20 protein-coding genes are annotated in these 20,625 nt (G+C 64.8%); 15 read left to right on the top strand and 5 right to left on the bottom strand.

The annotated features are described in order from the left end of the window. Positions 1-40: 40 nt before the first annotated feature. Both mtnA and mtnK read right to left on the bottom strand, forming a co-directional pair. Positions 41-1,129 carry an S-methyl-5-thioribose-1-phosphate isomerase gene (mtnA, locus tag RSW2DRAFT_RS09005; protein WP_008030184.1) on the bottom strand — a complete coding sequence of 363 codons (1,089 nt, stop codon included), beginning with the start codon at positions 1,127-1,129 and terminating at the stop codon, positions 41-43. Continuing rightward, complete coding sequence (gene mtnK / locus RSW2DRAFT_RS09000; protein ID WP_008030182.1) at positions 1,126-2,391, bottom strand: S-methyl-5-thioribose kinase; 1,266 nt, start codon at positions 2,389-2,391, stop codon at positions 1,126-1,128. Before mtnK ends, mtnA begins: the two co-directional genes overlap by 4 nt. Positions 2,392-2,517: 126 nt before the next feature. Between mtnK and RSW2DRAFT_RS08995 the strand changes: the two genes are divergently transcribed. The 7 genes from RSW2DRAFT_RS08995 (at position 2,518) to RSW2DRAFT_RS08965 (ending at position 8,648) form a co-directional block, all read left to right on the top strand. Then, positions 2,518-3,459, top strand: coding sequence for a transketolase (locus RSW2DRAFT_RS08995; RefSeq protein ID WP_008030181.1), 942 nt, complete (start codon positions 2,518-2,520; stop codon positions 3,457-3,459). Position 3,460: 1 nt separating this feature from the next. After that, positions 3,461-4,465 carry a transketolase family protein gene (locus tag RSW2DRAFT_RS08990; protein WP_008030179.1) on the top strand — a complete coding sequence of 335 codons (1,005 nt, stop codon included), beginning with the start codon at positions 3,461-3,463 and terminating at the stop codon, positions 4,463-4,465. Continuing rightward, the gene (locus tag RSW2DRAFT_RS08985; protein ID WP_008030177.1) at positions 4,466-5,578 is read left to right on the top strand and encodes a RuBisCO large subunit C-terminal-like domain-containing protein; all 1,113 of its coding nucleotides are present in this window, start codon (positions 4,466-4,468) and stop codon (positions 5,576-5,578) included. A gap of 78 nt (positions 5,579-5,656) precedes the next feature. Next, on the top strand, positions 5,657-6,322 hold the full coding sequence (locus tag RSW2DRAFT_RS08980; protein WP_008030175.1) for a class II aldolase/adducin family protein: 666 nt from the start codon (positions 5,657-5,659) through the stop codon (positions 6,320-6,322). A 9-nt stretch (positions 6,323-6,331) separates the two neighbouring features. Further along, entirely contained in the window at positions 6,332-7,084 is a 753-nt protein-coding gene (locus RSW2DRAFT_RS08975) for a triose-phosphate isomerase (RefSeq protein WP_008030172.1), read from the top strand. A 15-nt stretch (positions 7,085-7,099) separates the two neighbouring features. Beyond that, complete coding sequence (locus RSW2DRAFT_RS08970) at positions 7,100-7,558, top strand: RpiB/LacA/LacB family sugar-phosphate isomerase (protein WP_008030170.1); 459 nt, start codon at positions 7,100-7,102, stop codon at positions 7,556-7,558. A gap of 34 nt (positions 7,559-7,592) precedes the next feature. Next, entirely contained in the window at positions 7,593-8,648 is a 1,056-nt protein-coding gene (locus tag RSW2DRAFT_RS08965; protein ID WP_008030169.1) for a sugar phosphate isomerase/epimerase family protein, read from the top strand. Here the strand turns inward: RSW2DRAFT_RS08965 and RSW2DRAFT_RS08960 are convergent. Then, positions 8,645-10,699, bottom strand: coding sequence for a bifunctional aldolase/short-chain dehydrogenase (locus RSW2DRAFT_RS08960; RefSeq protein WP_008030167.1), 2,055 nt, complete (start codon positions 10,697-10,699; stop codon positions 8,645-8,647). The genes RSW2DRAFT_RS08965 and RSW2DRAFT_RS08960 overlap by 4 nt on opposite strands. A gap of 114 nt (positions 10,700-10,813) precedes the next feature. On the opposite strand from RSW2DRAFT_RS08960, the gene RSW2DRAFT_RS08955 reads away from it, so the two are divergent. After that, entirely contained in the window at positions 10,814-11,779 is a 966-nt protein-coding gene (locus RSW2DRAFT_RS08955; protein WP_008030166.1) for a sugar-binding transcriptional regulator, read from the top strand. On the opposite strand, the gene dhaL is transcribed toward RSW2DRAFT_RS08955, so the two are convergent. Then, entirely contained in the window at positions 11,776-12,411 is a 636-nt protein-coding gene (gene dhaL, locus RSW2DRAFT_RS08950; RefSeq protein ID WP_008030164.1) for a dihydroxyacetone kinase subunit DhaL, read from the bottom strand. The two genes, RSW2DRAFT_RS08955 and dhaL, sit on opposite strands and share 4 nt — an antisense overlap. A 10-nt stretch (positions 12,412-12,421) precedes the next feature. Further along, complete coding sequence (locus RSW2DRAFT_RS08945) at positions 12,422-13,432, bottom strand: dihydroxyacetone kinase subunit DhaK (RefSeq protein WP_008030163.1); 1,011 nt, start codon at positions 13,430-13,432, stop codon at positions 12,422-12,424. Positions 13,433-13,792: 360 nt separating this feature from the next. On the opposite strand from RSW2DRAFT_RS08945, the gene RSW2DRAFT_RS08940 reads away from it, so the two are divergent. The 7 genes from RSW2DRAFT_RS08940 (at position 13,793) to RSW2DRAFT_RS08910 (ending at position 20,518) form a co-directional block, all read left to right on the top strand. Beyond that, a complete protein-coding gene (locus tag RSW2DRAFT_RS08940) occupies positions 13,793-15,277 on the top strand; it encodes an ABC transporter substrate-binding protein (RefSeq protein ID WP_008030162.1) in 1,485 nt (494 codons plus the stop codon). A gap of 138 nt (positions 15,278-15,415) precedes the next feature. Next, the gene (locus tag RSW2DRAFT_RS08935; protein WP_198008086.1) at positions 15,416-16,309 is read left to right on the top strand and encodes a carbohydrate ABC transporter permease; all 894 of its coding nucleotides are present in this window, start codon (positions 15,416-15,418) and stop codon (positions 16,307-16,309) included. Then, positions 16,306-17,133, top strand: a complete 828-nt coding sequence (locus RSW2DRAFT_RS08930; protein WP_008030158.1) for a carbohydrate ABC transporter permease — start codon at positions 16,306-16,308, stop codon at positions 17,131-17,133. The genes RSW2DRAFT_RS08935 and RSW2DRAFT_RS08930 overlap by 4 nt, the downstream gene beginning before the upstream one ends. Positions 17,134-17,135: 2 nt before the next feature. After that, the gene (locus RSW2DRAFT_RS08925) at positions 17,136-17,420 is read left to right on the top strand and encodes a hypothetical protein (RefSeq protein ID WP_008030156.1); all 285 of its coding nucleotides are present in this window, start codon (positions 17,136-17,138) and stop codon (positions 17,418-17,420) included. 3 nt (positions 17,421-17,423) lie between these two features. Further along, on the top strand, positions 17,424-18,488 hold the full coding sequence (locus tag RSW2DRAFT_RS08920; RefSeq protein ID WP_008030154.1) for an ABC transporter ATP-binding protein: 1,065 nt from the start codon (positions 17,424-17,426) through the stop codon (positions 18,486-18,488). Further along, positions 18,481-19,545: an ABC transporter ATP-binding protein gene (locus tag RSW2DRAFT_RS08915; RefSeq protein WP_008030153.1), complete on the top strand. Its 1,065-nt coding sequence runs from the start codon at positions 18,481-18,483 to the stop codon at positions 19,543-19,545. Before RSW2DRAFT_RS08920 ends, RSW2DRAFT_RS08915 begins: the two co-directional genes overlap by 8 nt. 28 nt (positions 19,546-19,573) lie before the next feature. Then, positions 19,574-20,518 carry a carbohydrate kinase family protein gene (locus RSW2DRAFT_RS08910; RefSeq protein WP_008030152.1) on the top strand — a complete coding sequence of 315 codons (945 nt, stop codon included), beginning with the start codon at positions 19,574-19,576 and terminating at the stop codon, positions 20,516-20,518. Positions 20,519-20,625 lie beyond the last annotated feature (107 nt).

Here is a 20,625-nt window from a genome sequence, read left to right as displayed (position 1 = left end):
CTCCGGCGGGGATATTTGGGCAAAGGTGAAGCCTATCTTTTCAGCCTTGCAGATCGGGGAACATCGCGGCCATGGCGGTGGTGTTGGCCGAACAAACCCCGCGTTCGGTAATCAGGCCGGTCACCAGATGCGCGGGCGTCACGTCGAAGGCCGGGTTGCGGGCCGGGGTGCCGTCGGGCGAGATTTGCACGAGGCCGACTTTGCCCTGCGCGTCGCGGCCCTGCACATGGGTCACCTCGGCGCCGGTGCGTTCCTCGATCGGGATTTCCTTGACGCCATCCTTAACCGTCCAGTCGATAGTGGGCGATGGCAAGGCCACATAGAACGGCACGCCATTGGCATGGGCGGCCAGCGCCTTCAGATAGGTGCCGATCTTGTTGCAAACGTCGCCCTGCGAGGTGGTGCGGTCGGTGCCGACGATCACCATATCGACCTCGCCATGCTGCATCAGGTGGCCACCGGCGTTATCGACGATCAGATCATGGCTGACGCCGTGGTGGTTCATCTCCCAGGCCGTCAGTTGCGCGCCCTGATTGCGGGGCCGGGTTTCATCGACGAAGACATGCACGTCGATGCCCGCGGCCAGCGCGTGATAGATCGGCGAGGTGGCGGTGCCCCAATCGACGGTGGCCAGCCAACCGGCGTTGCAATGGGTCAGGATGTTGACGCGGCCGTTCTTGCGGGCGGCAATCTGACGGATGATCGCCAGACCGTTTTCGCCGATGCGGCGGTTGATCTCGACATCCTCGTCGCAGATCTCGATGGCGCGGCGGCGGGCGGCTGCGGCGCGCTGGCTGGGCGGCAGCGGCGTCAGCAGGCTGCGCATCTCGTTCAGCGCCCAGCGCAGGTTGATGGCGGTGGGGCGGGTTTCGTGCAGCACCTGCCAGGTTTCCGCAAGCGAGGCATCTGAAGCATCATGCTCCATCTGCACCGCCATGCCCCAGGCCGCCGCCGCCCCGATCAGCGGCGCCCCCCGCACCCACATGTCGCGGATCGCCACGGCAAACTCGGCCCGGCTTTGCAGCGGCACGATGCGCAATTCATGCGGCAGCCAGCGCTGGTCGATGATCTGCACCGTGCCCGCGGCGTCGTGCCAGATGGAGCGGTAGGGTTTGCCGTCGATCTTCATAGGAAATCCTCGTTGCCTGTGGCGCGGGTCAGCGCAGTCACCTGCCCGATGCCGGTGATCTGGCCGCGCGCCAGTGCCAGAGTGCGCCCCAGCATCAGGGCCTGCGCTTCGGCCCGGGCGCGGGTGGCGTCATCGCCGATCCGGTCGAACTCTGCAATATGGGCAAGGCCGAGAATCCGGCGGTGCATCTCGATGCCGCAGAAGCCCAGTGCATCGCGCCAGATTGCCGCCAGCCGTTCCAGCCGGGCCTGTTCGGCGCCATAACCGTGGCCCTGATCTTCAAACAACGTGGCGGGATACAGCATGCCGCTGCGTTCTGTGCGCCAAAGGTGGGTGAATTCGGCCTCGAAGGTCTGCCACAGGGTTTCAACCTCGGCCAGAATCCAGTCCTGATAGCCCGCGCGGGCACCCGGCGCTTCGCCGTGACCGGGCTGCGCCAGATAGGCCATCAGGAAGTTGGAAATCAGCATGCCGACATCAAAGCCGATCGGGCCGTAGGTGGCAAACTCGGGGTCGATCACCCGGGCCTCGCTATCGGATACCATCACCGAGCCGGTGTGCAGGTCGCCATGCAGCAGGGTTTCGGCATTGTTGGCAAACGCCATTTTCAGATGCTGCGCCGCGATTTTCAGATCGACATCGGCGCGCAGCCTTGCCACCACGGGGGCAAGTTGCGGGGTGTAGCGGTTCAGGGCTGCGTCGAAATAGGGGTCGGTGAACACCAGCGATTCCGTGATGTCGCACAGCTCGATATTGGCGGCGAACAGCGCCAGATCCTGCTTGCGCGCGGCGGCTTTCATCGACAGATCCGAGCCGCGGAACAGCGTGCGGGCGCAGAACCGGCCCAGCATCTGCCCCAGCCCCTCATGCCTGCGCCCGGCCATCAGCGACTGGCGCAGGATGACGTGCTGGCCCAGATATTCCATCACCACCAGCGCCTGCGCTTCGTCGAAATGGTAAACCTCGGGCACCGACCCCGGATCGCGGGCCTGATGCCTTATCAGCGCATTGTATTCGAAAAAGCTGCGGCGCAGCGGCAAGGGCCAGCTTTCGCCCACCAGCCGCACATAGGGCAGCGCCTGCTTCACCACCACACCACCCAGCGGGCTTTGCACGATGAACACCAGGTTCAGGTTGCCATCGCCAACCTCGCGCACCTGCCAGCCCGCCGCGTCGCCCAGCCGATCGCGCAGCACCGCAACGCCGCCCAGCCGCTGCGGCAGGGTTTGCGGCGTCAGCGCCTGATACTCTGCAATTGCCATCTGCTCCCCCTTGCTCTCCCGACGCTGCGGCATGATTTTCGCTTTCTTCTTCATATGTCAAATTATATTGACTCATGAAAGGTTGGCCCCTAGCTCAGTTCATGGCCTGCCGAGAAGGACGCTGTCATGCCCCACCCCTTGCCCAATGCCCGCAGCACCGAGGATGTGGCGCTTGGCATCCGGCGGCGGGTGTTCGAGCATGTGATCCGCAACAACGGCGGGTATCTGTCGCAGGCCTGTTCCGCCGCCGAACAACTGGCGTTTCTGTATAACGAGGCGCTGACGCTTGGCCCGCCGACGCTGCCGATGATCCCGCAGCCCTTTGGCGGCGTGCCCTCGGCCGGGAACCCCGATTACGTCACCGGCGCGGGCTACAACGGGCCGTTCGCACCGCACTACGACCGGTTGTTCATCGCGCCTGCGCATTACGCGCTGGTGGCCTATGCCTGTCTGATCGAAGTGGGGCGGATGGCGCCCGAGGGGCTGGAGATGTTCAATCAGGATGGCAGTTCGGTCGAGATGATCGGTGCCGAACACTCGCCGGGGATGGAGGTGCACAATGGCACGCTCGGCATCGGCTTTTCCACTGCGGCGGGGCTGGCCTGGGGGCGCAAGCGGCGCGGCGACAGCGGGCAGGTTTGCGTCTTCATGTCGGATGGCGAGGTGCAGGAGGGCCAGACCTGGGAGGCGGTTCAGGCCGCGGCGCATCACGGCATCGACAATCTTTGGGCATTGATGGACGTGAACCGCCAGCAATGCGATGGCGCAATGGAGTCTGTGATGACGGTGGGCGACATTGCCACCAAGCTGCGCGATTTCGGCGCGGTGGTGGCCGAGATCGACGCGCATGACCTGGGCGCCTTGCGGCAGGCGAAAGCCGAGCCGCATCCGGGCAAGCCATTGATCATCCTTGCACATTCCTCTCCCACGCAAGGCATGGAGACCCTGCGGCCCCGGCTGCCGCGGCTGCATTATGTGCGGTTCAAATCCGATGCCGAGCGCGATGCCACCAATGCCGGGATCGCCGCCGAACTGGGCATCGCACCGATCACGCTGGGGGATCACTGAGATGGTGGAACTGGTCAACCGCCCCTATGCCACAGCCTTCGAGGCGCATGCTTTGGCCAACCCGGATGTGTTGTGCCTGTCCGCCGACCTCACCTCCAGCTGCGAGATCGACGGCTTTCGCGACCGCCACCCGGATCGGTTCCTGTCGATGGGCATGGCTGAACAGAACATGCTGTCCTTTGCCGGTGGCCTTGGGCTGGCGGGGTATCGGCCCTTTCTGCACAGCTTCGGCGTCTTCCTCTATCGCCGCCCCTATGATCAGTTGATGGCCAGCATTGCCTATCCCCGCCGCAAGGTGCGGCTGATGGGGTTCTTGCCCGGCATCACCACCCCCGGCGGCATGACGCATCAGGCGATCGAGGATATCTCGGTGATGCGCGCCATCCCGAACATGACCGTGCTGGAAACCGGCGATGCGACCGAGGTGGAAAGCATCTGCGCCGCCGCTGATGCGGTCGATGGCCCGGTCTATTGCCGGGTGTTGCGCGGGGCGGTGCCGCGCCTCTTTGATACGCCGCTGCGGCTGGGCGAGATGCGGGTGCTGGCGGCGGGCAGCGACGTGCTGGTGGTGACGGCGGGCATCACCACCGAAGAGGCGATCCGCGCCCGTGCGGCGTTTGACCGCGCCGGGGTGTCGGTGCGGCATCTGCATCTGAGCACGCTGAAGCCCTTTGATGCCGCCGCCATCGTCGCCCATGCCGCCGCCTGCCGCTATGGTGTGGTGACGCTGGAAAACCATCTGGTCGCCGGCGGCATCGGCTCCATGGTGGCCGAGGCTTTGGCCGAAGCCGGTCTGGCCCGACGGCTGATCCGGCTGGGGTTGCAGGATACCTACGCCCATGGCGGCTCACGCGCTTACCTGATGGGCTATTACGGCATGGATGCGATGGCGCTGGTGCGGGCGGTGGAACGGCTGACCGGCTTGCAGACCGGCATCGACGAGGCGGCGCTTGGGGCGGTGCGGCTGGAGGCCGTTCATTCGGTCCTGAAGGCCGAGGCGCTGTAGATGCGGTTTTCGGTCACCTATCGCATCGCTGCCGCCAACCTGGCCGAGGCGCGCCTTCGGGCGGAAGGCATCGCGCTGGAGCAGACGGTCGAGGTGCCTGCCGATGTGGTTCCCGCAGGTTTCATCGCCGATCAGATCGTCGGCCAGATCGTTGAAATCGGCGCCGAGGCCGAGGGCCGCTATCGCGCCACCCTGAGCTATAGCCCCGAAAGCGCCGGGTTCGAGGTGGCGCAGCTTTTGAACGTGATCTTCGGCAATTCCTCGATTCAACGCGGCATCAAGGTGATCGGCTTTGCCCCCGGCGCCACGCTTGCCGCGCGTTTCCCCGGCCCGCGTTTCGGCATTGCCGGGGTGCGCGCGGCTTGTGGTCGCCCGGAAGGCGGGCTGATCGTGCCGGTGCTGAAGCCGCAGGGGCTGGGGGCCGATGCGCTGGCCACGCTCGCCTATGCCTTCGCCAGCGCCGGGGCGGATATCGTCAAGGACGACCATGGCCTTGCCGACCAAACCAGCGCACCCTTCCGCGAGCGGGTGGAAAAGATCAGCGCCGCTGTCGCCCGCGCCAATGCCGAAACCGGCGGCAGCACGCGGTATTTCGCCAATGTCGCGGGGAAGTTCGACCAGATCGAAGGCAACCTGCGCTTTGCCGCCGATGCTGGGGTTGGCGGGCTGCTGGTGATCCCCGGCCTGCTGGGTTTCGGGCTGGTGCAGCGCATCGCCGCCGACGCCAGCCTGAACCTGCCGGTGATGACCCACCCGGCGTTTCTGGGCAGCTTTGTGCAGGCCGAAGACTCCGGCATCAGCCATGGCGTGCTGTTCGGCACGCTGCAACGGCTGGCGGGGGCCGATATTTCGGTGTTTCCCAATGTCGGTGGCCGCTTCGGCTTTACCGAGGCCGAATGTCTGGCCATCGCCAAGGCCTGCCGCACGCCGGATGGCCCCGGCCTGCCTATGTTCCCCAGCCCCGGTGGCGGCATGTCGCCCGACCGCGCCGCCGCGATGCGGGCGATGTATGGGCAGGACGTGGCCTATCTGCTGGGGGGCAGCCTGCTGCGCCACCCTGACCGGATTGCCGACACCATCGCCGCGATGCGCCGGGTGCTGGATACCGCCTGACACGGGCGATTATTGACACATGTCAAAAATTGGTTTCCTTTGTTTAAAACGCCGTGCCCGGCAATGCAGGACCGACCGATGACCGAAACCGACGCCCGAGCCGAGATCATCGCCGCCTACCGGGCGCTGGAGGCCAAGGGGCTGAACCGTGGCGCCTCGGGCAACGTGTCGCTGCGCTGCGGCGAATACCTGCTGATCACCCCGACCGCTGTGGCGTTCGACGCCATCACCCCCGAGATGATCGTGCGGATGCGGATCGACGATGCGTCGGGCGATTGGCAGGGGCCAAAGCCGCCCTCGTCGGAATGGCGGTTTCACCGGGGTATCCTGGCCACCCGGCCCGACATCAACGCCGTGGTCCACACCCATGCGCCGTTCTGCACGATTCTGGCGATTGCCCGCAAACCCATCCCCGCCATCCACTACATGATCGCGGCCTTTGGCGGGGCGGATATCCCGCTGGCCGACTATGCCCGCTACGGCTCGGAAGACCTCGCCAAACACGTTGTTGCCGCGATGCAGAGCCGCAACGGCTGCCTGATGGCCAATCACGGCATGGTGGCGGGCGGGCATGATCTGACCCGCACGCTGTGGCTGGTCGATGAACTGGAGGCGCTGGCGCATCAGTATTATCACGCGCTGGCGATCGGCGGCGGCCATATGTTGTCCGACGCGCAGATCGAGGAAACCGCGCGGGCGTTTTCCGGCTATGGCGTCGGCGCCCGGCCGGAAACCGCGGCATAGGATGGGGCGATGACCAGCGCTGGGACATTCTGGGTGGGCACCAGCTGGAAGATGCACAAGACGCTGGCCGAAGCCCGCGCTTTTGCCAAGGCTCTGCCGGCGACTGCCGACCCGCGGCTGCAACGTTTTGTGATCCCGCCCTTCACCGCGATCCGCGAGGTCAAGGCGCTGCTGGCGAACAGCAGCGTTCTGGTCGGCGCGCAGAACATGCATTGGCAGGATGCCGGTGCCTGGACCGGCGAAATCTCGGCACCGATGCTGGTGGATTGCGGCATGGATCTGGTTGAACTGGGCCATTCGGAGCGCCGGGCGCATTTTGGCGAGACTGATGAAACCGTCGGGCTTAAGGTTGCGGCGGCGGTGCGGCATGGGCTGGTGCCGCTGATCTGCGTCGGAGAAACCCGGGCGCAGCGCGCGGCGGGGCAGGCCGCTTTGGTGCTGGAAACCCAGGTGCGGGCGGCGCTGGCCGGGGTGGATGGTCCGGCACAGGTGCTGCTGGCCTACGAGCCGGTCTGGGCCATCGGCGCGCAGGGCACACCCGCCAGTGCCGATTATGCCGATGCCCGGCAGGCGGAAATCATTGCCGTGGCGCAGGATGTGCTGGGCAGGCCAGTGCCTTGCCTTTACGGCGGCTCGGTCAACGCTGAAAACTGCGCCGAACTGGCGGCCTGCCCGCATGTGGATGGGCTGTTCATCGGCCGCGCCGCCTGGGACGTGGCGGGCTATCTGGACATTCTGGCGCGGGTTGGCACCGCAATCTGACAAGAGGGAACCAAGATGAAACTGGCAATCGCGGGCGACAGTGTCGGGTTCGGGCTGGCACATCTGCTGGCTGAACACCTGAAGGGTCGTTTCGACGTGGCCGAGGTGACCGAAACCGCCAGCGGCCCCGACCCGTTCTATGCCACACTGGCCGACCGGGTGGCCTCGGGTGTGGCCAGCGGGCTTTATGACCGCGCCATTCTGATCTGCGGCACCGGCATCGGCGTCAGCATCGCCGCCAACAAGGTGCCCGGCATCCGGGCCGCGCTGTGCCACGACACCTATTCCGCCGAACGCGCCGCCCTGTCGAACAACGCCCAGATCATCACCATGGGCGCGCGGGTGATCGGCACCGAACTAGCCAAGGCGATTGCCGAGGCGTTTCTTGCACAAAGCTTCGATCCGGCCGGGAAAAGCGCCTCTAACGTGGCGGCGCTGGATGCGGTCGATGCGAAATACCACAAGCCCCGCTGACCCCTTTCCCGTTCACCCAACCGGAGCATCCAGCATGACCGCGATCAAAGGCCCCGCCATTTTCCTTGCGCAATTCGCCGGTGACGCCGCACCGTTCAACAGCTTGCCTGCCATCACCAGATGGGCGGCCGGCCTCGGTTACAAGGGCGTGCAAATCCCGTCCTGGGACGGGCGGTTGTTCGATCTGGACCGTTGCGCCTCCAGCCAGACCTATGCCGACGAGGTGAAGGGCATCTGCGCCGAGGCGGGGGTGGAGATCACCGAACTGTCCACCCACCTGCAGGGCCAGTTGATCGCGGTGAACCCGGCCTATGACCGCGCCTTCGACGCCTTTGCGCCCGCCTCGGTGCATGGCAACCCGGCGGCGCGGCAGCTTTGGGCCACCGACCAGGTGACCAAGGCCGCCAAGGCCGCGCGCAACCTGGGGCTGGATGGCACCGTGGGCTTCACCGGCTCGCTGGCCTTCCCCTATCTTTACCCCTGGCCACAGCGTCCCGCCGGGCTGATCGAGGAGGCGTTCGCCGAACTGGCCCGCCGCTGGACCCCGATCCTGAACGCCTACGAGGATCAGGGCGTCGATCTGGGCTTCGAAATTCACCCCGGCGAGGACGTGTTCGATGGCGCCACATGGGAGATGTTTCTGGACGCGCTGAAGGGCCACAACCGCGCCCGCATCAACTATGACCCGTCGCATTTCGTGTTGCAGGCGATGGATTATGTCGGCTTCATCGACCTTTACCACGACCGGATTTCCGCCTTCCACGTCAAGGATGCCGAGTTCAACCCGGATGCCCGGCAGGGGGTCTATTCGGGCTATCAGCCTTGGGTCAACCGCGCCGGGCGGTTCCGCAGTCTGGGCGATGGCCAGGTGGATTTCGGCGCGATCTTTTCCAAGATGACCCAGTATGGCTATCGCGGCTGGGCGGTGCTGGAATGGGAATGTTGCCTGAAATCGCCCGAACAGGGGGCGGCGGAAGGCGCGCCGTTCATCGCCGCCCATCTGATCCAGCCCGCCGCCCGCGCCTTTGACGACTTCGCGGGCGGGGCTGCGGACATGGGGGCGATCCGGTCGATGCTGGGTCTGGGTTAACGCAAGGCGGCCTCGATATTGCCGCCATCCACCGTCATCACATGGCCGGTGGTGCGCTCGGCCATCGCCAGAAAGGTGAAGGCCTCGGCGACATGCCGGGCCTCGACCTCGCGCTTCAGCAGGTTGCCGGCAAGGTAGGTCTGGCGGTCGATGCCCCTTGCCGCGGCGCGGGTTTCGATCATCGCGTCGGTCAGCAGGCCCGAACGGATGCGGTCGGCGTTGATGCCGTTGACCCGGATGCCCTCGCCGCCCAGTTCGAGCGCCAGTTGCCGCAGCAGGAAGAAGGTGGTGGCTTTCGGCAGGCCATAGGCGGCGAAACCTTTGCCCGGATTGACCGCCTGTTTCGAGACGTTGATCAGGATCTGCCCACCGCGCCCCTGCGCCCGGAACACCGCGATGGCGGCCTGGGCAAAGGCCATGTGGGCGAAGAAATTCAACTCGAAAGATTGCCGCAGCGTGGCGTCGGGCAGGGTGGCCACGTCGCCGGAAATCGCGGCGCCAGCGTTGGAGACCAGAATATCCAGCCCGCCAAAGCGGCGCAGGCAGGCGGCGATGGCAGCCTCGGCGGCGCCCGGTCTGGTGATGTCCAGCGCTACGCCGCCATGATCCCTGCCAAGGGTTTGCAAAGCCTCGTCAAGGGCTTGCTGCGACAGATCAACCAGAAAGATCGTGGCACCAAGGTCGGCGAAGGCCTGCGCGGTGGCCAGCCCAATGGCCCCCGCGCCGCCCGTCACCAGCACAACCCGGCCCTGGAACAGCGGCGGCTTGCCCTTGCCCAGCTTGGCCTGCTCCAACGACCAGTATTCCATATCGAACAGGTCCGCCTCGCCGATCGGGGCAAAGCGGCCCACGGCTTCGGCATCGCGCATCACCGACAGGGTCTGGCAGCCAAGGTCGGCGGCCATGCGGGCGGCGGTGGCATCGGCGCCGATGCCGATCAGCCCCAGCCCCGGCACCAGTGCCAGCCCCGGCGTTGGCGGCAGCATGGTTTTCTCGCCACCAAAACGCGGGGCCTGCCGGGCGAAGTAGGCGGTGTAGCGGCGGGCGAAGTCCTTCACCGCCGCCGCAATCGCCGCAGACCCACCCGCCAGCACCGCATCATCCAGCAGCAGCGGCTTGCCCTTGGTGCGGATCACATGATCCGGGGTCGCCACTCCGCGCGCCGACAATTCCGCCAGATCGGGGCGGGCGAGGAAGTCCTGCACCGCCGCATCGCTGCGCAGATCGAACACCGGCATCGGCGCGTCGTCGCCCAGTTGCGCGGCGATGGCTCCGCGCAGCGCGGGCAGCAGGCTGTTCACCTGCGCCTCGGGCAACGCCGCCACCGGCAGCAGCGGTGCCGGGCGACGGTCGGCCAGCCAGGCGGACACTTCGTTGCACTGCGCGATCAGCCGGTCGTAAGAGGCTTTCGCCGTCTGCCCCCAGGTCACATGGCCGTGGTTGCGCAGCAGCAGCGCCTCGGCCTCGGGATGCGCCAGCGCCGCAGCTTCGGTGGCCTGCGCCAGTCCGAACCCCGGCATCACATAGCGCACCAGTGCCAGCCGCTGCCCAAAGATTTCGCGGCAGGCGGCCTCGGCTTCGGGCAGGTTGGCCAGCACCAGAAACGGCGTGGCGTGGGTATGGTCGATGTATTTGTGCGGCAACCAGACGTGCAGCAGGCTTTCCACCGAGGGGTTCGGCCCGCTGCTGTCGATCAGGTTGGTGCGCTGCACATTCACCATCTCGGCATCCGTCAGCGCGGAAAGCTGTCGCAACCGCAGCAACGGTGCCATCCGCATCGCGGGCAGGCCTGCGGCGTCGATCACCGCCAGATCGCGGCCCGAGCCCTTGATATGCACCACCTCGACCGCATCGCCGTAAAGATCGCGCTCCACCAGCTTGACCGAGGTGTTGCCACCGCCATGCAGCACCAGATCCGGATTCTGCCCGATCAGCCGCGAGGTATAGACCCGCAACGCCAGATCGCGGGCATTGGCATGGGCGGCATCGTCCGGCCCGGCGGCATCCTGCATCGCGCGCGCCACCGCATCTTGCCAGAGGTTTGCAAACATTCCATTTCCCCTATAGATGGTGGTTCACCACCGCGCCTACATGCGGTCGTTGACCTTTCGAGCCGGGTATACAAAAGTCAGCTAGAATTGTCTTAGATAAAATGAGTGGGGCGGATGGCCAATCCCAAACGGCGCACGACCGGGCAGATCAGCGGCGAGAACGTGGTGATCACCGTTGCCTGGATGTATTATCAGGACGGGATGAACCAGAAGGATATCGCTGACAGGCTGGGGATTTCTCGCGCCACGGTGGTGAATTACCTGCAGGAAGCGCGCGAACGTGGCTATATCCGCATCACCTTGAACGCGCCCGCCTTCACCACGCACCGGGTGTCCTTGGCGCTGTGCCAGAAGTTCGGGCTGCAAGGCGCCTATGTGGTGCCCGACGAGGGTTGCGATGCCGAGGCGCGGTTCATGCGGGTGGTGCACGGCGCGGCGGACTGGCTGCCGACGCTGCTGCAACCGGGTGACCGGCTGGGGCTGGCCTGGGGCCGCACGGTTTACGAAATGGCCGAACTGGTGGAAGAGCAGCAGATCGACGATCTGACCGTGCTGCAACTAGTCGGCTCGATGGCCACGCCCTATGGCTTTACCGCCGAGGCCTGCTCCACCCGGTTGGCGCAGCGGTTGGGCGCGCGCTGTCTGAACCTGCATGCGCCGGCGGTGATCAGCTCGGTGACGCTGGCGCGCGAATTGCGGGCAGAGCCGATCATCGCCGCACAACTGGAGCAGTTGGAGACGGTGAACAAATTCCTGTTCTCGGTCGGCACCTGCGATGCGGAAAGTCATATCGTGGTGTCCGGTCTGGCCTCGCTGGACGATCTGGCCTGGCATCAGGCGCAGGGGGCCATCGGCGTGCTGTGCGGCCGGTTCATCGACGCCGAGGGCCGCGCCATTGCCGGGCCGATGAGCGAGCGGATGATCGGCGTGCCGATTGACCGGCTGGTCGGGCTGGATATGGGCATCCTGATCACCCCCGGTGTGGACAAGCTGGCCGCGACACAGGCCGCCATCCGCGGCGGATATGTGACGCATCTGGTGGCGGGGCTTGGTGTGGCCGAGGCGTTGCTGGCCGTTTAGCCAAAGCTTTCGGAAATCGCCTTGATCACCAGGGCCGCCGAGGCGGCACCGGCGTCGATATGGCCGACCGAGCGTTGGCCAAGCCGGGCGGAACGGCCCAGTTTCGCCTCCATCGGAATCGTCGATTGCGCGCCGGCTTCGGCGGCGGCGACGGCTTCGGTCAGCACCTGCGCCAGGGGTGAACCCTGCTCGACCAGCGCCAGCACCCGGTCAGCGGCGGTCTGCCAGGCGTCCAGCATGGTCTTGTCGCCGGGCTGCGCCTTGCCGCGGTCGGAAATGCCTTTGGTCATCGCCGGGATCAGCAGTGCCACATCCTGCGCCGAAGCCGTAGCCTTGCCCTTCAGCGAGGCACCCGCGCGCATCATTGCGGTGGCATACAATGGCCCGGACGAGGCACCGACAGCGTTCAGGAACGACTTGGCGGCGGTGTTGAACACATCGGTCGGGCTGGCTTGCCCGGCATCCAGTGCCGCCAGCGCCTTGTCGACGGCGGCAAAGCCCTGCTGCATGGCGATGCCATGGTCGGCATCACCGATCACGCCATCCAGCGCGCACAGGTGGTCGCGGTTTTCCTCCATGCTGCGGGCGATGGCGGTGAACATGGCGATGAAGGCGGGGGTTTCGTAGGTCATCGGCGTTTCCTTATCCGGCCCGGAACATCGCACAGTCGCAGGGCAGGTCGATCAGCCGGGTCAGCTCATCGTCCAGATGCATCAGCGTGACCGAAGCCCCCGCCATCTCCAGCGAGGTGCAGTAGGGGCCGACCCAGGTGGCATGCACCTCGACCCCCAGCGCATCCAGCCGCTGCCGCACCCGGCGGTTCATCACGTAAAGCTCCATCAGCGTGGTGGACCCAAGCGAGTTCACCAGCACCGCCACCCGGTCGCCGCGCTGCGGGTTCATCTCGGCAAAGATCCGGTCGAGCATGTCATCGACGATGGCATCGGCGGTCTGCAGCGGCTGGCGGATGATGCCCGGCTCGCCATGGATGCCAAGCCCAACCTCCATTTCCTCGTCGCCCAGATGGAAATTGGCGCGGCGGGTCTGCGGCAGCGAACAGGCCGACAGCCCGACGCCGACGGTATAGGTGCGGTCGTTGGCCAGGTTGGCCACCCGCACCACCTCGTCCAGCGGCAGCATCAGGTCACACGCCGCCCCCGCCGCCTTGAACACGAAAAAGTTGCCCGCCACGCCACGACGCTTGTGGCGCTGATCCCGCGGGGCCGAGGCGACATCGTCGGTGGTGACCACGGTGCGCACCTCGATGCCGTCCATTTCCGCCATTTCGGCGGCCATGTCGAAGTTCATCACGTCTCCGGCGTAGTTGCCGTAGCAGAACAGCACCCCGGCGCCCTGGTTCACCGCCACGGCACAGGCCAGGATCGGGTCGGGCGGCGGCGAGGCGAAGACGTTGCCGATGGCCGCGGCATCCGCCAGACCCTTGCCGACAAAGCCCACGAAGGTCGGCTCGTGCCCCGAACCGCCACCGATCACCATGCCCACCTTGCCCGGCCGCGGCCCATGGCGGGCGATGATCGAGCGCGGCGAGCCGGGCACCGAGGTGACGATGCCGGAATGGGCCAGCAGCAGGCCTTCGACCATTTCGTCAACAACGTCGTCGCCCGAATTGATGATCTTCTTGGTCAGGGTCATGGCACAGATTTCCTTGCTTTGGACGCGGCGCGCACCAGATCAAATGTCAAAACCGGCATCGGCACAATTGCTTTCTGCGACGTTTGCCGGCCGGGCAAGGCCGCGGCGCGCAACCACAGGGCGAAGCAGCAATGCGGGTGCAGAAAACGGGCCTCCGATCCGGTTTTCACCAAGCTTAGACACTTCTTGACAATTGTTCAAAGCATTTGATTAATGTCTAGAGCACCGATTGTGCGCCTGTTTTCAATGGCGCCCGAGTCGGTTGGCCCGCGGGGGAGGCGGGTTGTTGGTGGCTGGATTGACGCAGGCGGCGGTGCTGCCTGCCGGAAGCGACAGAAAAACAATCGGGAGGAGAAAATCATGACCAAAGCAGAGAATTTCGAGGCCGCATCAGGCCTGAAGCGTCGATCTGTGCTGAAGGGTGGCGCCGCTCTGGGGCTTGCCGGTGTGGCGGGCAGCGGGTTGGTGGGCCGTGCGCTGGCGGCAGAGCCGCATCCGCTGGCGGGCCAGAAGATCGAGATGAACATTCTGGGCATCGCCGGCTGGGGGCCCTCGTCGCTGGGCGTGGCGATGTCGCCGCTGTTTGCCGAATACGTCAAGGCGAAATACGATTATGACGTGACCTTCCAGTTCCAGGAAGCGCCGTTCGCCGACCTGTTCCAGAAGGCCGCCACCTCGCTGGCCACCAAAAGCCAGGAGTTCAACATCATCATTTCCGACAGCCAGTGGCTGGGCGCGCTGGCGCAGCCGGGCTGGATTCTGAACCTGAACGAGATCATCAAGGCCAACCCGAACCTGCAACTGGAATGGTATTCCAAGGCGGTGGTCGATACCTACATGACCTATCCCGACGGCTCTGACCAGATCTGGGGTCTGCCGCAGGAAGGCGACGTCGAGGCGCTGTTCGTGCGCAAGGACTGGCTGGAAGATCCGGCGGAACGTGCAGCCTTCGAGGCCAAGCACGGCAAGCCGATGCCGCAGACCTGGGAGGATTTCGCCGAACTGACGATGGACGAATTCGAACTGCTGGCCGATTTCTTCACCCGGCCCGACAAGCAGGTCTGGGGCTTTGCCCAGCAGTATTCCCGCGTCTATGACTTTGCCACCTGCGCCTTCAACAACTTCCTGTGGAGCCGTGGCGGCCGCACCTGGGATGCCACCACCGGTCAGGTCGAGGGTATCCTGAATACCCCCGAAAACGCCGCCTCGCTGGCCGAATACAAGCGTTGGCTGAAATACTGCCCGCCGGGCGCCACCAACATCGGCATCGGTGAAGGCGTCGATGTGTTCGTGCAGGGCAAGGTGTTCTCGGAGATTCAATGGGCCGCCGTCGGCCCGGCGATGATCCCCGAGGAGCTGAAAGGCAAGGTTCTGGTGGTGCCGCCGCCGAAGCATGGCACCGGTGCCGATGCCAAGCGCATCATGTCGATGGGCGGTCAGCCCTGGGTGGTCAACGCCTTCAACGACGATGCCCACATGCGCGTCGCCATCGACTTCATGAACTGGTGGTATCTGCCGGAAACAGCGCTTGAATTTGCCAAGCGCGGCGGCAACCCCTGCGACAAGGCCACGCTGTCGCGGCCCGACTTCGACGACATCAACCCGTGGAACCGCACCTTCAAGTACATGCTGGAAGATGGCCGGTCGCAGGACTTCTGGCATGATCCGAAATACTCGGAAATGCTGGCGATCCAGCAGGAAGGCTATTCGGCCTTCGTCACCGATCAGGCCACCGATCCGCAGGCGGTGATGGATTACATCGCCTGTGCCCAGCAGCAGATCCTGCTGGACAGCGGCACCTCGAAGATCGAGCCTTCTGCGATGTGCGCGGGCACCTCGCTGTAAGGTCGGCCACCAGACCGGGGGGATGCGGCGGTGCTGCTGCCGCATCCCTTTTCATGCAAAGCGGAGCCTGGCCTCCGGTGATCTGATCGAGGCGATTGAATGTCCCCAGGAATGCGACCCCAAGGCCGCGGGCGGCTGATGGACAACCCCAGAACGCGGGTGTTCATTCTGCTGGCGCCGGTGGTGACGTTCTTCGTGGTGTTCAACACCATCCCGACGCTGTGGCTGCTGGGCCTGTCGTTCTACAACCACTCGCTGACCAGCGGCATGCCACCCGAGTTCATCGGCTTCAAGAACTTCGTGGCGATCTTCAACGGCAAGAATTCGATCTGGTTCGACCTGTCGCGCACCTTCACCTTTGTGATTTGCGGCGTGACCTTCCAGACCCTGCTGGGGGCGGCGCTGGGGTTCCTGTTCTGGGGGTCGAAGAACATGCCCGGGCGGCGGATCGCGCTGACGCTGCTGTTCGCGCCGATGGTTCTGACGCCAGTGGCGACCGGCACCTTCTTCCGCTTCATCTATGACCCGACCTTCGGCGTGCTGAACTACATCGCCCGCGACGGTTTCGGCATGGCGCCGATTGATTTTCTGGGCAACCCGAAGATCGCCTTCTGGGCGGTGCTGGCGGTCGATAGCTGGATGTGGACGCCGTTCATGACGCTGATGACGCTCGCGGCCCTGGGTTCGGTGCCGAAAGCCGAGTTGGAGGCCGCCGAGATCGACCGCGTGCCCTATCTGCGGCGGCTGTCGCTGGTGATCTGGCACCACGGCAAGTTCATCATGATGCTGGGCATCCTTCTGCGCACCATCGACAGTTTCAAGACCCTTGATCTGATCATCCCGATGACCAAGGGCGGGCCGGGGCAAAGCACGCGGCTGGTGGCGCTGGAACTGAACAAGCAGTCGTTCGAAAGCTTCAACATGGGCTGGTCGTCGGCCTATGCGGTGCTTTTGCTGCTGATCTCCATCGCCATGACCTCGGTGTTCATCTACGTCTTGAACCTGCGCCGCCGCAAGGAGGCCGAAGAATGACCCGCCTGCGCGCCACGCTTTACTATGGCATCCTGTGGCTGATCAGCCTGTGCTTCTTTGCGCCAATCGGCTGGATCGTGCTGTCGTCGTTCAAGACCCAGAACGAGATTCTGGCGATGCCGCCGAAGCTGCTGTTCTCGCCGACCTTCGACAATTACCGCGCGCTGTTTGCCAATGACGGCATCTTCAAGCAGATCGCCAATTCGGTGTTCCTGTCCTTGGGCGCGGTGATCGTGGCGGTGGTGGTGTCGTTCCTTGCGGCCTTCTGCTTTTCGCGCTTCAAGCCGCGCGGCACCGATTTCCTGATGTTCCTCTTGCTGTCGATCCGCATGTTGCCGGGGCCAGCGGTGATCCTGCCGGTGTTCCTGATGTATGTGGCCTTCGGCTGGAAGGACTCGCACCTGTGGCTGCTGCTGTTCTACGCCATGTTCTCGATCCCGTTCTCGGTGTGGATCCTGAAGGGGTTTCTGGACGGCGTATCCACCCGCTATGACGAGACCGGGCTGGTGAACGGCGGGTCGTGGATGCACATCATCTTCAAGGTGGTGCTGCCGCAGGTGCGGCCGGGGCTGATTGCCGCCTTCATCTTCAACCTGATCTTCGTGTGGAATGAATACCTGTTCAACTTCATCATCGGCGGGGTGAACACCCAGAACATCCCCTATGCGCTGATGGTGGGCACCTATTCCGATGGCGGGCTTAACTGGACGTTCATTTCCGCCATGACCTCGATCTACATGGTGCTGCCGATCGTGTTCATCTTCATTTTCCAGAAATACCTGCTGGTCGGCATGACCTTCGGCACGGTGCGGGGCGAGGTGTAGCCATGAAACATTCCCGCAGCTTTCCCGAACGGCTGGAGATGGCGCTGATCGTCGGGCTGTGCCTGGGCATCGTGCTGATCGCGCAGCGTTACAGCGTCACGATCTACCGGGTCGGGCTGTCGATCCTAGTGATCTCGACCCTGTTGCAGATCGCTGTGGGCAATCTGCGGAAAGATGCCGGGGTCTGGGCCAGCCTGCGTTTCATCGCCATTATCCTGGCCGTGATCGCCACGGTGTTCGGCATCGGCATCCTGCTGGTGCCGACCTTCTCGCAGCTTGGACGGTGACGCATGACGCTTGAATTCCGCGGCATCGCCAAAAGCTATGGCAAGACCAAGGCGCTGGACCGGCTTGACCTGACGGTCGAGGCCGGCAGTTTCACCGTGCTGTGCGGCCCGCCGAAATCGGGAAAATCGGTGCTGTTCCGTATTCTGGTGGGGCTGGAGGCGCCGGATGCCGGGCAGATATTGCTGGCGGGGCGCGATATTGCCAAATCGCCGCCCGCACAGCGCCCGGTCGGCTATGTGCCGCAGAACTTTGCGCTTTATCCGCATCTGACGGTGGCGCAGAACATGGCCTATCCGTTGACGCTGGCGCGGTTTCCACGTGACGAGATTGCCAAACGGGTGGACCGCACGGCGGGGATATTGTCGATCACACACCTGCTGGCCAAGACCCCCGACCAGCTTTCGGGTGGCGAAAAGCAGCGGGTGGCGGTGGCGCGCGGCTTGCTGAAAGACGCCGAGATTTTCGTGCTGGACGACCCGCTGGTGGGGCTGGACTACAAGCTGCGCGAGCGGTTGATGGATGAGTTGAAAGGCCTGCGCGAAGAGTTGCGCGCCACCTTCCTTTACGCCACCTCGGATTCGCTGGAGGCGCTGTCGATGGCGCAGGTGCTGGCGGTGATCGACCATGGCCGCATCCTGCAATGCGCCCCTCCGGCCGAGGTTTACCACAACCCCGCCGTGGCTCGGGCGCTGGATCTGATCGGTTTTCCCCATGCCAATCTGCTGCCGGGAAAGCTGGGCGGTGGGCAGCTTGTCGCCGGGCCGCTGCGCTTTGCCGCCGAGGGCAGTGGCGATGTGGTTCTGGGCATCCGCCCCGAACATGTCCGGCTGGGGCCAGCGGGCCAACCGGCGCGGGTGACGCTGGTGGAAAACCTCGGCGGCGAGGCGGTGGTCTATCTGGACCTGGACGGCCAGCCGCTGACCGCCGCCATGCTGCTGCTGGACAACGACCCGCCCGAGATCGACGCCATGGTGGGCGTCAGCATCGACCCCGCGTCGGTGCTGCTGTTCGATGCCACCACGGGTGCGCGCCGCGATGGTTTGCAAAAGGCGGATGCCCATGGCTGAGATCATCATCGACCATGTGACCAAACGCTTTGGCGCGCTGGCGGCAGTGGACGACATCGACATGAGCTTTGCCGATGGCGAGGTGGCCTGCCTTTTGGGCCCCTCGGGCTGCGGCAAGACCACCTTGATGCGGATGCTGGCGGGGCTGGAGCAACCCACCTCGGGGCGCATCCTGTTCGGCGGCAAGGACGTGACCCGCCTGCCGCCGGGCAAGCGCAATGTCGGCATGGTGTTCCAGTATCCGGTGATGTACCCGACGCTGTCGGTTTCAGAAAACCTGAATCTGCCGATGAAATATGACAAATCCGTCAGCCCCGCCGAACGCCAGCGCCGGGTTGACGAGGTGCTGGACGTGCTTGACATGCGCCCGATGGCCCGCGCTTTCATCGAGGATCTTGATATCGGCAGCCGCCAGAAGGTGGCAATCGGCCGGGCGGTGGCGCGGCAATCCGAGATTGTGCTGTTCGACGAGCCGACCACCAACATGGGCGTCAACGCCAAGTTGCAACTGATCCACGCCTTCAAGCAGGTCACGCGGCGGCTGCGCCAGACCATCGTTTACGTCACACACGACCAGACCGAGGCGATGACGCTGGCCGACAAGATCGCGCTGATGAAGGATGGCAAGATCCTGCAATATGACGGCCCGCACGTGCTGTATTCCCAGCCCAGCACGGCGTTTGGCGGCTGGTTCATGGGCAATCCGGGGATGAACTTCATTCCCGCCACGCGGCAGACCGGCGGCATCGCCTCGCCGATTCTGGCGCAACCGCTGCCCGCACCGTCGCATCTGCCGCAAGGCGAAATAACCATCGGCATCCGCCCCGAACGGGTGGAGATGAGCGCCGAACCGGGGCCGGGTAGCGTGCCGGGCGTGCTGGTCGATCAGGCGGTGGGCATTGCCGGGCGGTATCTGACCACGGTGCGGGTCGATGGAGCCAAGGTCAAGGTCAACACCGCTGGCGCGCCGCCGGTGGGGCTTGGGGACACAGTGCATCTGAGCGTGCCGCATGCCAGAGTGATCTTGTTTGTGGACGGAAACCGCGTGGCGGGCTGACCGCACGCGCCACGCCAGGGAGGGCGGAATGCGCTACGACGTTTCGGTGATCGGTCTTTACATCCTTGATATCCTTGGCCGTCCGGTCACGCACATCCCCGAGCGCGGCAATGTCGAATTCATCGAGGAAATTCGCCTGACGGTGGCGGGAACCGCCGGTGGCGTGGTGGTCAACACCGCCAAGTTGGGGCTGAAAAGTCTGGCCGTGGGCGCGGTAGGCGATGACGAGAAGGGCGATTTCGTCATCGACACCATGGGGCGGTTCGGCATCGACACCAGCGCCATGCAGCGGCTGACCGGGGTTCCGACCTCGGCCACCATTCTGAACGTGCGGCCCAACGGTGACCGGCCCGCGCTGCATGTGCGCGGCGCGTCCGATCATTTCGATGTGGCGCCTGCGATGTATGATCAGGTGTTCGACGCGCCCATCGTGCATCTGGGCGGCACCGGGTTGCTGAAAAAGCTCGACGGCCCGCGCAGCGTGGTCTTGCTGCAAGAGGCCAAGAAACGCGGCTGCACCGTCACCTTCGACCTGATCGCCGCCAGTTATGAGACCCGCGAACTGGTGCTGCCGCTCTTGCCGCATATTGACTATTTCATGCCTTCCATCGAGGAAGCCCGCGACATGTCGCGCCAGGCATCGGTGCAGGATTGCGCCGCCTTCTATCTGGACAAGGGCGCCAAGACCTGCGTGTTCACCCTTGGCGGCGACGGCGCCTACTATGCCTCGGCCGATGGCACCCGGATGCATGTGCCGGCCTATGACATCCAGGTGGTGGATACCACCGGCTGCGGCGACGGCTTTGATGCGGGCTTCATTACAGCACTTCACCACAAGATGAACCCCGAACAGGCGGTGCTGTTCGCCCAAGGTGTTGCCGGGCTGGTGGCCTCGGGGCTGGGGTCGGATGCCGGGGTGAAATCCTTTGCCCATACGCTGGAAACCGCAGCCGGGTGGCGGCGCAAATCCTGACAGGCACCACATGATTGGGCCTTCGGATGCCTTCGGCGCGGGTATTCAGACCAGCAAAAACACCCCAGTGCTTTCATCTGTTCTTAAATATCCCCGCCGGAGGCTCC

This window comes from Rhodobacter ferrooxidans (assembly GCF_000176015.1).
GTDB lineage: Bacteria > Pseudomonadota > Alphaproteobacteria > Rhodobacterales > Rhodobacteraceae > Pseudorhodobacter_B > Pseudorhodobacter_B ferrooxidans.
Note: the sequence above shows the minus strand (reverse complement) of the source record. Positions and strands in the feature narration are given on the sequence as shown.

What these genes read in the sequence shown, in the direction of transcription:
- RSW2DRAFT_RS08970 (WP_008030170.1), top strand. Translation starts at nt 7,100, where the DNA reads ATGAAACTGGCAATCGCGGGCGACAGTGTCGGGTTCGGGCTGGCACAT.
- RSW2DRAFT_RS08945 (WP_008030163.1), bottom strand. Translation starts at nt 13,432, where the DNA reads ATGACCCTGACCAAGAAGATCATCAATTCGGGCGACGACGTTGTTGAC.
- RSW2DRAFT_RS08920 (WP_008030154.1), top strand. Translation starts at nt 17,424, where the DNA reads ATGACGCTTGAATTCCGCGGCATCGCCAAAAGCTATGGCAAGACCAAG.
- RSW2DRAFT_RS08985 (WP_008030177.1), top strand. Translation starts at nt 4,466, where the DNA reads ATGCGGTTTTCGGTCACCTATCGCATCGCTGCCGCCAACCTGGCCGAG.
- RSW2DRAFT_RS08975 (WP_008030172.1), top strand. Translation starts at nt 6,332, where the DNA reads ATGACCAGCGCTGGGACATTCTGGGTGGGCACCAGCTGGAAGATGCAC.
- mtnK (WP_008030182.1), bottom strand. Translation starts at nt 2,391, where the DNA reads ATGGCAATTGCAGAGTATCAGGCGCTGACGCCGCAAACCCTGCCGCAG.
- RSW2DRAFT_RS08955 (WP_008030166.1), top strand. Translation starts at nt 10,814, where the DNA reads ATGGCCAATCCCAAACGGCGCACGACCGGGCAGATCAGCGGCGAGAAC.
- RSW2DRAFT_RS08935 (WP_198008086.1), top strand. Translation starts at nt 15,416, where the DNA reads ATGGACAACCCCAGAACGCGGGTGTTCATTCTGCTGGCGCCGGTGGTG.
- RSW2DRAFT_RS08965 (WP_008030169.1), top strand. Translation starts at nt 7,593, where the DNA reads ATGACCGCGATCAAAGGCCCCGCCATTTTCCTTGCGCAATTCGCCGGT.
- RSW2DRAFT_RS08910 (WP_008030152.1), top strand. Translation starts at nt 19,574, where the DNA reads ATGCGCTACGACGTTTCGGTGATCGGTCTTTACATCCTTGATATCCTT.
- RSW2DRAFT_RS08995 (WP_008030181.1), top strand. Translation starts at nt 2,518, where the DNA reads ATGCCCCACCCCTTGCCCAATGCCCGCAGCACCGAGGATGTGGCGCTT.
- RSW2DRAFT_RS08915 (WP_008030153.1), top strand. Translation starts at nt 18,481, where the DNA reads ATGGCTGAGATCATCATCGACCATGTGACCAAACGCTTTGGCGCGCTG.
- RSW2DRAFT_RS08960 (WP_008030167.1), bottom strand. Translation starts at nt 10,699, where the DNA reads ATGTTTGCAAACCTCTGGCAAGATGCGGTGGCGCGCGCGATGCAGGAT.
- RSW2DRAFT_RS08990 (WP_008030179.1), top strand. Translation starts at nt 3,461, where the DNA reads ATGGTGGAACTGGTCAACCGCCCCTATGCCACAGCCTTCGAGGCGCAT.
- dhaL (WP_008030164.1), bottom strand. Translation starts at nt 12,411, where the DNA reads ATGACCTACGAAACCCCCGCCTTCATCGCCATGTTCACCGCCATCGCC.
- RSW2DRAFT_RS08940 (WP_008030162.1), top strand. Translation starts at nt 13,793, where the DNA reads ATGACCAAAGCAGAGAATTTCGAGGCCGCATCAGGCCTGAAGCGTCGA.
- RSW2DRAFT_RS08980 (WP_008030175.1), top strand. Translation starts at nt 5,657, where the DNA reads ATGACCGAAACCGACGCCCGAGCCGAGATCATCGCCGCCTACCGGGCG.
- RSW2DRAFT_RS08930 (WP_008030158.1), top strand. Translation starts at nt 16,306, where the DNA reads ATGACCCGCCTGCGCGCCACGCTTTACTATGGCATCCTGTGGCTGATC.
- mtnA (WP_008030184.1), bottom strand. Translation starts at nt 1,129, where the DNA reads ATGAAGATCGACGGCAAACCCTACCGCTCCATCTGGCACGACGCCGCG.
- RSW2DRAFT_RS08925 (WP_008030156.1), top strand. Translation starts at nt 17,136, where the DNA reads ATGAAACATTCCCGCAGCTTTCCCGAACGGCTGGAGATGGCGCTGATC.